Raw genomic sequence first — 16,380 nt, 5'->3', positions numbered from 1 at the left:
CGAAAATGGTTAGTTAACCTAAGGTGGGGGGAGCAAATGACAGACATGCTAAGCTTTACCGACAGCCATTGTCATCTTGATTTTGACGCTTTTTCTGAAAATTTACCCGAATTACTTAAGCAATGCCAGCAAGCGAATATCTATCATATCGTTATACCTAGCATTGGCCCTAAAAACTGGCATAAGACACTAACACTAGCAAAAAATCACAGTAGTGAAACACTAACATTGCATCCGTGTTTAGGTATTCACCCTTGGTTTCTCAATGACTTACATGCTGATAGTCTGACTGTTTTAGAACACTTAGTTAAAAGCCACCGCAATGAGATTGTGGCTATCGGTGAAGCGGGTATTGATGGCGTTATTGCTCAAGCAGAAAATAATTTAGCGCAGCAAATTCAAATTTTTGAACAACAACTGACCTTAGCAAAATCCTACCAATTACCCATTATTGTTCATCATCGCAAATCGCATCAGCATATTGTCGCTATGCTACGACAAAAAAACCTCACTAAAGGTGGAATTATTCACGCTTTTTCAGGTAGTTACCAGCAAGCATGTCAGTATATTGATTTAGGTTTTAAGCTGGGTATCGGCGGCACAATTACCTATCCACGCGCGGAAAAAACCATTAAAGCCATAAAACGACTACCACTAGCAAGCTTAGTGTTGGAAACAGACGCACCGTCAATGCCATTATATGGTTTTCAAGGCCAAGATAATTCGCCCTTACAGCTGATCAAAGTATTTCAAGCACTGGTGGGCATACGCTCTGAATCAGCGAGTGAACTTGCCCATGCATTGGAGTCGAATATAAACACTGCTTTAGCTTTCGCTAAAAGCTAGGTAAAACATAAATGCTTTACACTAACGGCTAGGTGGCCTGAAACCTTGACGGCTGAAACGATTTAAACCACGGGTTAAGAGAAAGCCAATAACACCGGCAACCATCATCAACAAACGCATAATATCGTATTGATCACGGCTATTTTTAATCAGTTCATCGGCTAATATTGAGCGATAGAGTGAGAGTCGAATATAGCCGTGCAATTTATCTGTGCGCAATTCCTGCACAAAAGGGATCACATCATCAGTTTGGTTAATTTTTCGCAGACTAAGACCAAAAAGATCATTAATAGATTCTGCTTGCTCTGAACTGGCGATGTTTTGCCCAGTAATACCATAAATGTGCACACTCTTTACTAACGGCTGCTGCACTAAGTTGTCGGTATATTGCTGTAACTGGCTAGGGTTTTGTGCCAAATAAGGCAAGGTGCTTGTTGCTGCTTGCGCTAAATAAAGCTTGCCCATTTTATTGGCATGAGCTTGGATCTGTTGTTGCTGACTATCACGACTAGTTACCCAAAAATCCATCAAAAATACCAGCAATAAAATAGCGAGCGCTAATTGTAATATTTTATTATAAATCGGTGATAATTTAGGGTATAAAGGCTGTTCTATTTGCTTCATCAAACGAATTGCTTCCTATATTTCTATAACTGCATTATAGAACCATATTTCAACTTTTTATACTAGGACAGTTATTTTAAATCGTGTTTTTCATATAAGGCAGTATCGTGACAACCCAAAAAAAATCAGTTTCTTTAGACAATATCCAGCACTTAAATTTAACACAATGGCTACCGGTTGACTCAAGCTCGAACAATATCGCCATTGTTTTTGATAAAGCGCAACAAGCCTTTGTTTTATTTGATAATAATGAATCATCAACCCCAAAAAATTCATCAGAAACCCTAGAGCTTATTGTTTTTGGTGATCTTAAAGTTACTACCTTAGTCAATTTGTTGAGCGTGTGTGAATTAACCCTGCACTGTCTGCATAAAATTAATCAGCGTAATAACGCCACAAGCTATCGATTTGGCGTACAAGTAAAGGATATTAAACAGGCACGAGATCGCCTCGCCAACTTTAATATTAGTGAACAAATTGAATCGGCGTTATTAATGAATGCGCCAACACTTTCAATACCTGGCTTATTGGTTATGGATATGGACTCAACCACCATAAAAATTGAATGTATCGATGAAATAGCGGCACTGGCCGGTGTTGGTGAAGAAGTAGCAGCAGTGACTGAACTGGCCATGTTAGGAGAGCTAGATTTCAGCCAGAGTTTACATCAACGTGTTGCTAAACTTGAGCATGCGCCTGAAAACATTTTGGCACAAGTCGCCAGTAACATCCCCTTAATGGAAGGCTTAGAAACCTTAGTTAGCGAACTGAAAAAACATCACTGGCGCGTTGCTATTGCCTCAGGCGGCTTTACCTATTTTGCCGACCACTTAAAACAAATGTTATCACTTGACGCTGCTGTGGCTAACGTTTTAGAAATAAAAAATAATCTTTTAACCGGAAAAGTGCTAGGTGAAGTTATTGACGCCAAAGCCAAAGCAAATTGCTTAGTACAGCTGAAAAATGAATTTAATATTGCGCCGACACAAACAGTTGCTATGGGCGATGGTGCCAACGATTTAGTCATGATGGCCGCTGCACACTTAGGTGTTGCCTTTCACGCTAAGCCTTTAGTACTAGCGCAAGCTGATGCTTGTATTACCACCTCAGGCCTAGATTGTTTGTTGCATTGGCTTAAGTAGATCTTCAGGGGCCGTTAGCCCTTAGCTAACTTGCCCCAACATTTTCAGCGTTAATATGTCATCGCCAGTTGATTAATTATCTGCTCATGGTTAATGGTTAATGGTTAATGGTTAATGGTTAAAATGAGAAATCTGATCACTTAATTAATCAACTTGGTATCAGCCCTAGTAATAAAGTTTTAAGCGTTGCGCGTTAAACCATAGCGAAAAAGCGCTTCTTGGCTGATATCAAAAATTTGTGCAATGCCGGAAACACTCCAAATATTTTGTTCAATTTGTTTACCGCGATGAAGTGCATAAGCACTAATATAACTTAATTCATGATGAAGGTAGCTCATGTCAGGTTCGCCAACGCGTGAAAGCTTTATCATCAGACAGAAAAATTGTCCATTTTTCAGCGCCTGATGAATAAAGCCTTGTTTTAATGCTTCACTGTTTAACTCTGAAGACAATTTTATACTGACCGCTTTGTCTACCGTGTCAACACTAGCCTTAAGCGCAATATAAAGTACATGGCAACTGGGAGAGTCCATTTCCTGCATTTTTTTTAGCTTAACACTTAAGCTTGGCATTATATCCGCGTGACCCAAGATAGGATATAAGTTGTAATATAAATTACCATCACTTAATTGCTGCATTACTGACATTAAGTTGCTATGACAGTCTCCACCAGCAATAACTTCTGATTTATAACGACTACCACTTGTTTGCATAACAAGCGCAGGAACGGTTGAACTTGCACTGTAGATATTACGCAATGCTCTGGCTAAGTCGGGGCTAAACGTATCATATTCGTCAGAGGTTAATTTATCGCTGTTTTTATCAATCAAAGCTTTAAAAAATTTACGGCCAATATGTTGATGCTGCTGAACAAAAACCCGTAAATTAATAATATTTTTAGCACTATTTACCCGCACAACTTCATAGGGTAAGTCAGTTAAAGCAAACGCTGAAGTTATTTTTTGTAGCTTAGGGAAACTTAAGTAAACCATGTCACCCTTGAGCAACATGGTTGTTTTATCGAGTGAAACCTTCAAACCAGAGGGAGAAAAATCAAGAGAAACGCCGGTTAAAATAACATCATTAATTTCAACATGAACTGGCGTTTTATAAGTAAAACGTAACTCTTGTCGCTTATTTCTATAGTTTATGCCGATGTTATCAACAATCAACTTTTCACTTAAGCGTTTATGACCAAATTTTTTCAATTTAACGCTGTTAATGCCCTCATAAGACAAGGATTGATATGCCTGAACGCTTTCATTTTGTGTAACATCATTTACCACAACAATATAAGGTGTTTTAGCCAATAATGCCTGAATCTCATTAGATAGTGGCGCATTTAAATACGCGTTTTTCTCAGTCATACTATTAGATAAAGTAAAATTTGACTGGCCGCGACTTGGCACTACATCCAACAAAGCCAGTTGGGTAATTAAGAAGTTTTCTTTTGACGCTGCAAAAGCCAAAAATTGCGTCATAAATTCAGCATCATCGCCAAGCTGTAGTTCATCGGCAGTATAAAAATATGACTTACCTTGGCTTTGATGAATAAAACTAAACACTAATAGCGACTGTCCAGATAGCGCCAGCTTTTTAAGTCGAGTGATTCGTTCTGGTGTAATTAAACAAAATAATGTCGAATTATGTTGTTCATCCTGCCAATACTGATAAAGACCTTGGTTATTAGGGCAAGTCAGCGCATATTTTGGCGTTAAGCTAGTATTGTTTTTTTCAATAAAAACAGGTAGTTCATTAGATTTAGGCAGCACATATTGTTCAAAACTGCGAGCTTGCAAGGCACTAATAGTATTATCTAAATTGATTTTGTAGCGACGTTTATTCTCTTGAATAAAGCTAAGCATATATTGGGTAAAACTATTGGGGCCAGACTTGTCTTGATGAGCTCTTTTAACACCCACTAGCTGCATGTTATCTAATAGGGTCAAATTTTTAACTTCATAAATAAAGTCGCTCTCAGCCATCAGTTGAAACTGGTCTTCCAAGCCACTGAAACGTATTGTGATTTTTTGACCAATAGCAATAGGCCTGAGGTCATTCACTTTGAACTTACAGCCACTGACACTTAAGTCTAAAGTGCTACATTTAAATATTCGATCATTACCGATAGTGACTTGAATCGAGATGACAAAATTCATCCGCTCTTCAATGCGATTATGATAAGGACCAAAACTATAAAATTTTGCTGGATATTGTGATTTTTCAAGTATTTTAGTACTGGCTTCTGGCGAGCCTTTACTGAGCTGAGCTTTCTCTTTTTGATAAATAACCCGAAAGTTATTTTCGGTATTCATCGTTGCTTCGTAGACAGCCAAACTATAGCTGCCATAACGCGTAAACGCTTCTGTAAAAACTAAACTGGCCACATTGTCTAAAAAGTGTATCCTTTGTTCATGTTGAAAAATCTTACATTCACCATCGACAAGACCTCGTAAATCAATCAAACGAGTACAAGGTGCAGCAAGACGTTTTAATTCCATTTTTAACAGAAAACGTTCAGTCTGCGGAAGGTTCTTGGAGACAGCATAAAATTTAGTTTCAAAGTCACTGTTTAAGACTTGGCCACTAAATTCATCAATAATTTTTTTATATTTTGAAAAATCTTTATTCATTTACGCTTCAATATCTTTACAATAAAGCCAACTACGCATCGTATATTAACTTAGTATCCGTACCATGTTATAAAATCAACACCACAACACTATATTCAACGTTGAATAGTAAACAATTTATCTTTAACTGTTTCAAAGCAATAACTATACCTGTTAACTTGCTCTAAAAGCAGTAGAACTAAAAAACTTTGTTTACCATAAACTAAATACTGACATTAGTTCAACTAAAACCCTGAATATAAAGCATAATAATTTTTCTGACAAACAGCATTTAAGCATTTCACCTTGATGTTTTGTCATGATTTTGACTGATTGCATAGCAAGAGGTTAAAAAATTTAAATTTAGACAATAGGCAGCCCAATGGCAAAGTTAGCAAAATTAGAATTCGTTTGTACCGATTGCGGCATGAACTACCCTCGTTGGCAGGGACAATGCCGATGCGGGGCATGGAATACCTTAGCTGAGATGAAAATCCCCGCCAGCCAAAGTAAAAACCCAACAAAAAGTCGTATCTCAACCGGCGGCTATGCCGGTGGTACTGGCGGTGGCTCTAAAAAAATCAATGAAATAGCCTCTACTGAGGCTGAAAAGCAATTAACCGGCATAGGTGAGCTTGACCGAGTATTATGTGGCGGCGTTACCACAGGCTCTGTCAATATTGTATCAGGTGATCCAGGCGCGGGGAAAACTACCTTACTGTCCGATTTAGTTGCCCGTATGTCAAAAATAATGCCGTCACTTTATTGTACTGCCGAAGAGTCGCTTTCGCAGTTCAAAAATAGGGTCCAACGTTTAAAGCTTGAGTATAATCCAGACGAATTGTACTTGTTGTCAGAAACCAGTGTTGAAGCCATTATTGAGGAGCTAGAGCAAAAGAAAATCAAGTTTGCCGTTATTGACTCCATTCAAGCTGTAGTTACCGACAATGCCAATGGTAGCCCAGGCTCACCATCACAGGTAAAAGGTGCCGCTCAGTTGTTAACGCAATACTGTAAACAAAATAACGTCACTATGTTTCTGATTGCCCATGTTAATAAAAACAATGAAATTGCCGGACCTCAAACCTTAGTGCATATTGTTGACGCCTTACTACATATCGACACTAATGATGGCCAAATACGCACCTTAAGAGCGAATAAAAATCGCTTTGGTGACATTGATACCGTGGGCATTTTTAAAATGTGTGAACGCGGTATGCTCAGTGTTGATAATCCCAGTGAAATATTTTTATCCGGCTCGAGCACTGAATCACCTGGCTCAGCCATTACTTGTATTCGCAAAGGCAATCGAAACTTATTATTAGAAATTCAGTGTCTCACCACAGAAACCGAAGCTGAGTTTCCACAACGTGTTTGTGTTGGCCTCAATATGAACCGTATTAAGATGTTAACCGGAATTTTACGCAAACATACCAAAACCAAAATTTATCATGATACATTTTTCAATATTATTGGCGGTCTAAAAATAGACGAGTCAGAAACCTGTATTGATCTTGCGTTAGTGACAGCATTGTTAAGCAGCTTGAATGAATTTGTTATCCCAAGAACCACCTGCATCATGGGTGAGTTGAGCTTAAATGGTGATGTGCGTCCGATTGACAGTGGTGTGCCGCGGGTTAAAGAAGCGGCTCAACATGGCTTTACTGAAATATTTATTCCGTTTCGAAATTATCATAAATCGATGGAAGGCTTAGGCGCTAAAATATCACCCGTAAAAACTATTCATGAGTTAATTGAACTGATTAAATAGCGCCTTTGTAACAGACATAATTAGCGAGATTATTGCACAGTAAATGGCATAAAATAGCATTAGTTCAATTGGCACTAATGCGAAAAAGTGCGCTACATTGTGATAAAAATCACTTTGTTTAACGATCACTTGAATACGATAGCGACGGTTCAGGTTGAAAAATTGAGAGGGATTAAAGATTTTGATTAAATATTATATTGCTAACGCCGGCTTCAGTTATGCCACAATTTGAGCTTTTGCTATCAAACTGTAAACGCTGGTGACTATATGAAGTAGCTCATTTTACTTTAAAGCATGTCTCGTAAGGATAAAAATGTTTTCTTACCACGGTTCGGATTCTCTTTAATCATGGTAATAGGAGACATTTTTAGGTTAAATTCCTCATAACCAGCTGAAATCATTTTGATGATATTTTCGTCAAGTAGCTTAAATGCCATTGACCATTCACCAAAAGCTCTATCTTTGATATTCCCTTCATAGATCACTTCAATACTTCTATGTCGATTATCCATAAGAATAGTTTGAAACAGTGCTTTAACTTTATCTTCTTCTCCTTCTAGAATTTGCATGATCTCACGGTCGTGATATAACAGCATTCCGGTTATATCGAGCGCTTGGTTTTTTAATCGCCACTGTTTTAGCATACCCATTAATTCGACCTCTGATAGGCCTGCAGGAGAGATACTTGTATAAAGCAATTCAAACATAATAAGTTAACCCCATTTTAATCATTCTAAGTAGATTGAAACCCTAACAATATTATGCAAACTTCTCAGTAATATCTGCTGAACAATATTTCACAATTTTAAATAATTAGAAAGAGTAAATTTAATGTTTATTAAAATCTCACAAAATATTCTTTAGCTATCATGACAATCGTTTTACAGGTTTATTTACCCCATGAGATTGGCCATACAAAATGGAGCCGTGTTATGTCGATAATGCCTGCTAAGAATTTAAACCTCTGATTCACCTAGTTGATGCAAAATAACGGCAATTAGCGAGCAGAAGCACTAGCGTTAAAGCAATAGCCAGCACTTTAAATGCACAAAAAAATCGTTAATTTTTTCAGTGCAACATTTTCAGTCCAACAACCGCTCACTGAATCTGAATCTGAATCTGACGACTTAAATTTCAACTTAGCTCAACCACCATCACTGATGAAACACTTGCCTTAGCTGAGTCTGCTTGTTGAGATAGTGTCACTCAATATAACTATTGATATCATCAAAGCTACATTATTGCTGAAAGTAATTTAACTCCAACACAGGTTCACTTAAGGGGGGGCGTTATTGTATAACGTGAATTAAGTACACAATGACCTGAATCTTACGACATTATCTTGTCTAAAAATAACGCTGATAACCAATATTAAAAAAGCGCTATAGCTTGTCTTGCTATAGCGCTTTTTAGCTTTTATACCGTTTATTTATTATCTTATCTTTGCTATTACTTCTGCGCTGTTACTTCTACGCTATAAGATAGGCTAATAAAACATCTCCCCTCGTCACTTCAAGCTAAAGCTTATAATTTATAGTTTACGAAGGTTCATAATCTAAATTAGCCGACAACCAACGTTCAGCCTGTGGCATAGTCATTTCTTTACGTGCGGCATAACTTTCAACTTGGTCTTGTGCTACTTTTGCCACGGCAAAGTATTTAGACTCTGGATGCGCGAAGTACCAACCACTTACCGCGGCACCAGGCCACATAGCAAAACTTGAGGTTAAGTCCATACCAATGTTTTCTTCGACATTAAGTAAGGTCCAAAGCAAGCCTTTTTCTGTGTGTTCTGGACAGGCAGGATAACCTGGCGCAGGCCTAATACCCTGATATCTTTCACGAATTAAACTATCGTTATCCAAGGTTTCATCTGGCGCGTAGCCCCAATATTCTTTGCGAATTTGCTGGTGTAAATACTCAGCGCTGGCTTCAGCTAGTCTATCGGCAACCGCTTTAATTAAAATACTATTATAATCATCGTGATCGGCATTAAAGGCTTTCACTAAAGCCTCAACACCAAAGCCAGCCGACACGGCAAAAGCACCAATGTAGTCATCAACGCCCGAGGCTTTATCAGCGACATAATCGGCTAAGCAACGATTATATTGGCCCGTGGGCTTTTTGCTTTGTTGACGTAATTGGTGCAATTTCATTAAGGGTTCAGTACGCGAGTCGTCGGTGTAAAGTTGTAAGTCATCTTGCTCACGATTGGCTGGAAACAAACCAAATACCGCTTTTGCGGTTAATTTTTTATTATTAATAACATCATCTAACATCGCATTAGCATCATTAAGTAACTTAGTTGCTTCCACGCCGACGACTTCATGCTTAAGAATTAAGGGATACTTACCAGATAACTGCCAAGTCATAAAAAATGGCGTCCAATCGATATAGTGCCTAACAATATTTAAGTCGATATTATCCAGTACAGTCACACCTAATTTATTTGGCACCTTAGGGGTATAGTTATCAAAGTTAATCGGCACCGCATTGGCGCGCGCGTCTTTCAAGGAAATCAAACTTGAACGCGGGCCTTTTTTGTAATGGCGCTCACGCACTTTAACGTATTCAGCGTTTTGGCGCTCAACAAAGGCCGCTCTATGCTCATCAGAGAGTAGTGTACTTACCACAGAAACCGAACGTGAAGCATTAGGTACATAAACCACAGGATGTTGATATTGAGGTTCAATTTTAACGGCGGTATGCGCTTTAGAGGTTGTAGCGCCACCGATAAGCAAGGGTAAGTTAAATTCTTGGCGCTTCATTTCTTTAGCAACATGCACCATTTCGTCAAGTGAGGGAGTGATCAACCCTGACAAACCAATAATATCGACCTTTTCAGCACGGGCAACACGTAAAATCTCTTCACATGACACCATCACACCTAAGTCGATAATCTCGTAATTATTACACTGTAAAACCACGCCAACGATATTTTTACCTATGTCATGAACATCACCTTTCACCGTTGCCAGTAATATTTTACCGTTAGATCTTACTTCAGTTTTTTCTGCTTCAATAAAAGGGTTTAAATGTGCGACCGCTTGTTTCATGACGCGGGCAGATTTTACCACTTGCGGTAAAAACATTTCGCCAGCACCAAATAAATCACCGACCACATTCATGCCGTCCATCAACGGCCCTTCGATAACATCTAATGGCCGTTTAGCGACTAATCTAGCGGCTTCAGTGTCCTCAAGAATAAACTCATTAATACCTTTAACGAGCGAATATTCTAGGCGCTTATTCACTTCTAATTCACGCCAGGTTAAATCAGCTTTGCTATTTTGACTACCCGCTTGGCCACGATATTCTTGTGCCACATCGAGTAGGCGTTCAGTAGCACCATCATCAGAGTTTTGTATCACGTCTTCAACGGCTAAACGCAGGTTGTCGGGGATATCAGAATAAATCGCTAACTGGCCGGCATTAACTATACCCATGTCCATACCATTTTTTATCGCATGATAAAGAAAAACCGCATGTATCGCTTCGCGCACTGGGTTATTGCCGCGAAATGAGAACGAGACATTAGAGACACCACCAGAAATCATGGCATGGGGTAAGTTTTGCTTAATGTCACCTACCGCTTCAATAAAATCACGCGCATAATTGTTATGCTCGTCGATGCCAGTAGCAACCGCAAAAACATTAGGATCAAAAATAATATCTTCAGCGGGATAGCCAATTTCATCGACCAAAATATGATAAGCGCGCTGACAAATTTGATACTTACGTTCACGAGTATCGGCTTGGCCTTTTTCATCAAACGCCATAATAATCACCGCAGCACCATAACGGCGCAGCAGTTCAGCTTGTTCACGAAAGTTGTCTTCACCCTCTTTTAAACTGATTGAATTTACAATGCCCTTACCTTGAATACATTTTAAACCCGCTTCTAAAATATCCCATTTAGAAGAGTCCAACATAATCGGCACTTTGGCGATATCTGGCTCACCCGCAATTAAATTCAGGAATCGAACCATGGCTGCTTGTGAGTCCAACATGCCTTCATCCATGTTGATATCGATAATCTGTGCGCCGTTTTCAACTTGTTGCAAGGCTACTGCGATGGCTTGATCGTAATTTTCGTCGGTAATTAAGCGTTTAAAAACCGCAGATCCTGTCACATTAGTACGCTCACCTACGTTAACAAACAAGCTATCGTCTTTAATGGTCAGTGCTTCTAAGCCGGATAATCGACAAGCTATTTCTTTCGCTTTAATTTCTCGAGGTGCGATATTCGCTACGGCATCAGCCATGCCTTTAATATGCGCTGGTGTGGTGCCACAACAGCCACCAATAATATTTAAAAAACCTGCATTGGCCCATTCAGCAACATGCTCGTCCATATCTTCAACGGTAAAATCATATTCACCAAAAGCATTAGGCAAACCCGCATTAGGATGAGCAGAAATCGCCACATCTGAAATATGGCTTAATTCCTCCACATATTGGCGTAATTCAACCGGGCCAAGCGCACAGTTCAAACCAAATGAAATCGGTCTAGCGTGACGTAAAGAATTGTAAAAAGCTTCGGTGGTTTGCCCTGATAACGTTCGCCCTGAGGCATCGGTAATCGTGCCTGAGATCATCACAGGTAAACGTTCACCGCGACTTTCAAAGACGGTTTCAACAGCAAATATAGCGGCTTTAGCATTGAGGGTATCAAATATTGTTTCAATTAAAATGATGTCACTGCCGCCGTCAATCAAGGCGTTGGTCGATTCAATGTAAGCGTCTTTGAGCTGATCAAAGGTGACATTACGATACGCTGGGTCGTTAACATCAGGGGAAATTGAACAAGTGCGGTTTGTTGGCCCTAACACGCCAGCCACAAAACGGGGTTTATCTGGATTTTTCGCGGTGAATTCATCAGCCACTTCACGTGCTAATTGCGCCGCCGCGAAATTAATATCAGCACTGTACTCCGCCATATCGTAATCAGACATGGCAATAGTGGTGGCGTTAAAAGTATTGGTTTCAAGAATGTCAGCACCGGCAACAAGGTATTCGCGGTGAATAGCTTTAATAACCTCAGGTTGAGTCAGCACCAACAAATCGTTGTTACCTTTAACATCGCTATGCCAATCAGCAAACTGCTCGCCACGATAATCTTGCTCTTCAAATTTATACGCTTGGATCATAGTGCCCATAGCACCATCTAAAATAAGAATGCGCTTTTTTAATTCGGCTTGTAATCGGCCATAAGAAACTGACTGCACCACAGGTGCTTTTGATTGAGTATTTACTTGCTTAGACACGAGATTTCCCTGGATGGATGGCTTTAATATGGTTTGCATCTAATTGATACGGCGTAATTTGATAAACGTAATAATTTAACCAATTGGTAAAAAGCAAACTACCATGGCTGCGCCAGGTGTTTGCTGTGGTTGAATGGGGATCATTTTCAGTAAAATAATGCTCAGGCATTGACGTGGTACGGCCCATTTCAAGGTCACGAAAATACTCTTCACTCAAGGTGGTTGCGTCATACTCTGGATGGCCGGTAAGGTAGACTTGCTGCTTATTTTTACTCGCAGATAAATACACCCCTGCCTCAGCTGACTCCGCCAATATTTCTAGATGTTCCAGTGTTTGATAATCCGATTTATCGATATAACCATAGCGAGAATGAGGCACATTAAAACTTTCATCGAAGCCTCGGGTTAACTGCTCTTCTGGTTTTAAACAATGGTGGTGGTAGACGCCAGAGAGCTTTTTTTTACGCAAATGTCGCTTCAAACCATAATGATGATAAAGCGCTGCATGTGCTGCCCAACATGAAAACATGGTTGAAGTCACATTTTTTTCTGCCCAGTCAAACACTTGACAAATTTTGTCCCAAAAGGTTACTTGCTGATAATCCAACAATGCCAGCGGCGCACCGGTAATAATTAAACCGTCATATTGTTTATGTTTTATATCGTCGAATAAGCGGTAGAAATTATCTAGATGTGCTTGCGGCGTATTCTTAGATTCATTGGCATGTATGCGGACAAATTCAACATTAATTTGCAATGGTGTATTGGCCAACATGCGCAGAATTTGCACTTCAGTTTCAATTTTATTGGGCATTAGGTTAAGAATAGCCACTTCCATTGGGCGAATTTCTTGATCTGCAGCGCGACGTTCAGACATAACAAAAATATTTTCTTTGTCTAAAATCGTTAAAGCGGGCAATTCATCGGGGATTTTTATGGGCATAGTAATAACCTAATGTCGGGTAATTCGTTATATCTGTAATAGTAATAAAATAACGCTGAAAAAAATATTGCTCTTTACCATTTATATCTAACTACAATGTGACTTGGATTGCTAGCTATGTCAACCTCTAAACGTATAGACGTCTAAACATTTTAATATGATTTAGCATTTTATCGTTTAGTCGCAAAGAAAATTCGCGACAAAAAAGCTATATCAGCTAAATTATAGCGCACGAAATATATTGTCATTTAAGCTAAACACTGTACTCTTAGCCGACTCGCGCACTTTGTCATTTGTCTTAAGAGACTTGGCTCCGCGCCTACCTAGGCAGCACAATGACAAACCTTCGTTACAGTTATCAAACCATCGAGTTTGGTAACACTGATATCCATCTTTGTACCTTACGTGATAAACAAGAATTTTATGACCCTGAAGACATCGCCCAAAACTTAGGCATTTCATCGGCAACTTGGTCTTTATTTGGTGTTATTTGGCCATCAAGCTTAGTGCTGGCACATTTTATTTCGCAATACCCCGTTGGCACAAAACGGGTATTAGAAGTAGGCTGTGGCATAGCGCTTAGTAGCTTACTCTTAAACAAACAAAAAGCGGATATAACCGCAACAGATTACCACCCCGAAGTAGGGAAATTTTTACTGAGAAACACCCTGCTTAATCAAGACGGTCCGATTAACTATGAGCAAACTAATTGGTCAAATAAACAAGATAGCTTAGGACTTTTTGATTTAATCATAGGTAGTGACCTACTATATGAAAATGAACATATTGAATTGCTTGCCAACTTCATCCAAGCCCATGCAAACAAAAGTTGTGAAGTTATTCTTGTTGATCCGGGTCGCGGGCGCAAAACTAAATTAAGTACAAAAATGCTAGATTTTGGTTTTAGCTCTACCCATATTAAACCTGAGCATACCGATTACATTAAACAAGACTTCAAAGGTCATATTCTTAAATTTAAAAGATAGAAGCTTAGCTGTTTGTTGACTGATATATTAACAAGCAGCTAAGGCATTGCTTTACATAGCTAGAAGTTTTATTACCGCTACGCGTTGCGTAACCAGCCTTTTTCTACGGCAAACTCAATTTGCTCAGCAACATAAGTCCATAGTTTGGGGGCTAAACCATCTAAGAGATTGTTACGGGCAATAACTTCAGATCGGCTAACATTATGCTTAGCCCAACTCCCTCCGTCATTTTTCATATTTTGCAGTAAAGGTAAGACCCGATCCATTGCTTTGGCAAATTTAGCATCGGTTGTTTCTGCCGCTTCAAACTCTAGCCACAAGTTTAACATTTCTGAGCATTGCTGTTCAGGCAACAAACCAAAAATACGCTTTGCCGCTGCAAGCTCTTTTGCTTCTTGTGCATCAAGTTCGACTTGTGCTGCAAAGGCAAAAGTATCGCCGGCATCAATTTCTACTATGTCATGAATAAGTAACATGCTGGTAACTCGAGCAACATTGACTGGCTCTGCGGCATAAACATGTAAGGTTTGCGCCATCATGGCAATATGCCAGCTATGCTCAGCACTGTTTTCTGGTCTATTTTTATCCGACTTTACCATCACTTTTCGGTAGACAGCTTTAAGACGGTCTAACTCTAAAATAAAATCTAATTGTTGCTTCAAGTCTTGCATTACTTCTCCTATATGAAAGCTAGCACGATGATTTTATGCTCACATAAGTTGATATGGGGGCTTTCATCGATAACTCCACCTTAGTAACAACACAATCTGCTGAAGTGTCGATAAAGCGACCTAATATACTAGTGATAAATTTACCACATACCTTGGCAACCTGAAAAAATGGTAAAAGTGCTAGCTCTTAGCTTGGGCATTAGCATTATAAATTGAATAGATTAAGGCTAAGAAAATACAAATACCTGCGGGTACAAATAGCGCATAAAATTTAAACAAACTAAATAAATAAGTACCTAAGCCCCCACCGACAATAAATCCTATAATAATTAACAGAAATAATAGTGCCTTTCTATTATCAAATGTATCGCCCCTTAATTTTGCACCTAACATAATACCCAAATCAGTAAAAATACCGGTGACATGAGTTGTTCTGATCACCGCACCACTATAAGTAGTGGCTAAGGCATTCTGCAATCCACACGCTGCTGAGGCCAAATAATGGCCATTTAAAGAATCTTTGGTTAAGAAATAAATAGCGCCAAAAAGCAATGCCGCTTCTAGATAAAGCAAACCACTATAATTGCGGCCTAATTTTAAGGCCCCACCATGAATAAAGTAACCCGATATACCCGCCCCCATTAAAAAGCTAAATAAAATAAGCAGTAAATGAAAAGCATCAGTAAATGTTGAGTTTACGACTCCTGTGCCAAGCAGTGTAGCCGTGCCAGATAAATGCGAAATAGATTGATGTTTAAAGCCTAACAATCCAACCGCATTAATAAGTCCTGCCACTAAAGCAAGTACAAATGCACCGTATTCTACCCATCGGGGTAATTTTGAAGTCACTATATTCCTTAGGCTGCTAGCACCTATTTGAGTATAAAATTAAGCTCAGCTGAAATTAAATAAGTTAAATAAGTTAAATAAGTTAAAATAAGTTAAAATAAAAACTAGCTAAAATAATTAACGCTATCAAAATAGCGAGTTACTCCCCTAGTGACAAGTTGATCAGCATTTATATTGCCTTACATGTTTAAAAACTGTCGAGGTCTATTGTTTAATTAACTCGAGTTAATCATCTTGAATAACCACTTAAGTTTCTTTAACAGCAAATAATCAACTTGATATAAATTCATCGGTACATATATCTGAGTTAAATATATCTGACTTAAATATATCTGACTTAAATATACCTGACTTAAATAAGGCTCAGTAAGCACAACTAAGGCCACCTAAGTTGTGCAATTACTCATCTATTTTAAACCTTACTTTATACCGAGTTAAATAAACCCGCTAACCACTCAAAAGTTAACACTGTGGTAAATACCTTTAAGCCAACCAAGCTTAAAAGAAAAACAATGAGCAGGGTTTTATTTCTCTTACTTTTTATATTACGCCAATACAATAGTTTTGCTTTAATTTCATCCGTAACTTCATTTTTTACATCTTTCATCATAAAACTTCTCAATATAAGTAATAACTTAGTCTTATTTTATAGCTGATAAAACCTCAACT

At 38.8% G+C, this 16,380-nt stretch carries 12 protein-coding genes; 4 read left to right on the top strand and 8 right to left on the bottom strand.

The features are described 5' to 3' along the window. Positions 1-36: 36 nt before the first annotated feature. Positions 37-846 (top strand): TatD family hydrolase, encoded by an 810-nt coding sequence (locus tag H4J41_RS08430; protein ID WP_259364533.1) that lies wholly within the window; start codon positions 37-39, stop codon positions 844-846. Positions 847-867: 21 nt separating this feature from the next. Here H4J41_RS08430 and H4J41_RS08425 read toward each other — a convergent pair whose 3' ends face one another. Next, positions 868-1,470: an AhpA/YtjB family protein gene (locus tag H4J41_RS08425; RefSeq protein ID WP_182135699.1), complete on the bottom strand. Its 603-nt coding sequence runs from the start codon at positions 1,468-1,470 to the stop codon at positions 868-870. 107 nt (positions 1,471-1,577) lie between these two features. On the opposite strand from H4J41_RS08425, the gene serB reads away from it, so the two are divergent. Beyond that, positions 1,578-2,612, top strand: coding sequence for a phosphoserine phosphatase SerB (serB, locus tag H4J41_RS17745; RefSeq protein WP_310649785.1), 1,035 nt, complete (start codon positions 1,578-1,580; stop codon positions 2,610-2,612). 179 nt (positions 2,613-2,791) lie between these two features. On the opposite strand, the gene H4J41_RS08415 is transcribed toward serB, so the two are convergent. Further along, positions 2,792-5,245 carry a PilZ domain-containing protein gene (locus tag H4J41_RS08415; RefSeq protein ID WP_182135628.1) on the bottom strand — a complete coding sequence of 818 codons (2,454 nt, stop codon included), beginning with the start codon at positions 5,243-5,245 and terminating at the stop codon, positions 2,792-2,794. A 361-nt stretch (positions 5,246-5,606) separates the two neighbouring features. Here H4J41_RS08415 and radA point away from each other — a divergent pair, with 361 nt between their 5' ends. Continuing rightward, the gene (gene radA, locus H4J41_RS08410; protein WP_182135627.1) at positions 5,607-6,995 is read left to right on the top strand and encodes a DNA repair protein RadA; all 1,389 of its coding nucleotides are present in this window, start codon (positions 5,607-5,609) and stop codon (positions 6,993-6,995) included. 287 nt (positions 6,996-7,282) lie between these two features. On the opposite strand, the gene H4J41_RS08405 is transcribed toward radA, so the two are convergent. The 3 genes from H4J41_RS08405 to metA form a co-directional block, all read right to left on the bottom strand. Continuing rightward, positions 7,283-7,702, bottom strand: a complete 420-nt coding sequence (locus H4J41_RS08405; protein ID WP_182135626.1) for a BLUF domain-containing protein — start codon at positions 7,700-7,702, stop codon at positions 7,283-7,285. Positions 7,703-8,533: 831 nt separating this feature from the next. Further along, positions 8,534-12,226 carry a methionine synthase gene (gene metH, locus H4J41_RS08400; RefSeq protein ID WP_310649786.1) on the bottom strand — a complete coding sequence of 1,231 codons (3,693 nt, stop codon included), beginning with the start codon at positions 12,224-12,226 and terminating at the stop codon, positions 8,534-8,536. A 28-nt stretch (positions 12,227-12,254) separates the two neighbouring features. Next, positions 12,255-13,205: a homoserine O-succinyltransferase gene (gene metA / locus H4J41_RS08395; protein ID WP_182135624.1), complete on the bottom strand. Its 951-nt coding sequence runs from the start codon at positions 13,203-13,205 to the stop codon at positions 12,255-12,257. Between the two features lie 335 nt (positions 13,206-13,540). Here metA and H4J41_RS08390 point away from each other — a divergent pair, with 335 nt between their 5' ends. Further along, positions 13,541-14,191: a methyltransferase gene (locus tag H4J41_RS08390; protein WP_182135623.1), complete on the top strand. Its 651-nt coding sequence runs from the start codon at positions 13,541-13,543 to the stop codon at positions 14,189-14,191. A 77-nt stretch (positions 14,192-14,268) separates the two neighbouring features. Here H4J41_RS08390 and H4J41_RS08385 read toward each other — a convergent pair whose 3' ends face one another. The 3 genes from H4J41_RS08385 to H4J41_RS08375 all read right to left on the bottom strand — a co-directional run bounded on the left by H4J41_RS08385 (position 14,269) and on the right by H4J41_RS08375 (position 16,321). Then, the gene (locus H4J41_RS08385) at positions 14,269-14,862 is read right to left on the bottom strand and encodes an HD family hydrolase (RefSeq protein ID WP_182135622.1); all 594 of its coding nucleotides are present in this window, start codon (positions 14,860-14,862) and stop codon (positions 14,269-14,271) included. Between the two features lie 180 nt (positions 14,863-15,042). Continuing rightward, a complete protein-coding gene (locus H4J41_RS08380) occupies positions 15,043-15,711 on the bottom strand; it encodes a YoaK family protein (protein WP_182135621.1) in 669 nt (222 codons plus the stop codon). A gap of 424 nt (positions 15,712-16,135) precedes the next feature. Beyond that, positions 16,136-16,321 (bottom strand): hypothetical protein, encoded by a 186-nt coding sequence (locus H4J41_RS08375; RefSeq protein WP_259363118.1) that lies wholly within the window; start codon positions 16,319-16,321, stop codon positions 16,136-16,138. Positions 16,322-16,380 lie beyond the last annotated feature (59 nt).

Source organism: Colwellia sp. MB3u-45 (assembly GCF_014077005.1).
Classification (GTDB): Bacteria; Pseudomonadota; Gammaproteobacteria; order Enterobacterales; family Alteromonadaceae; genus Cognaticolwellia.
Note: the sequence above shows the minus strand (reverse complement) of the source record. Positions and strands in the feature narration are given on the sequence as shown.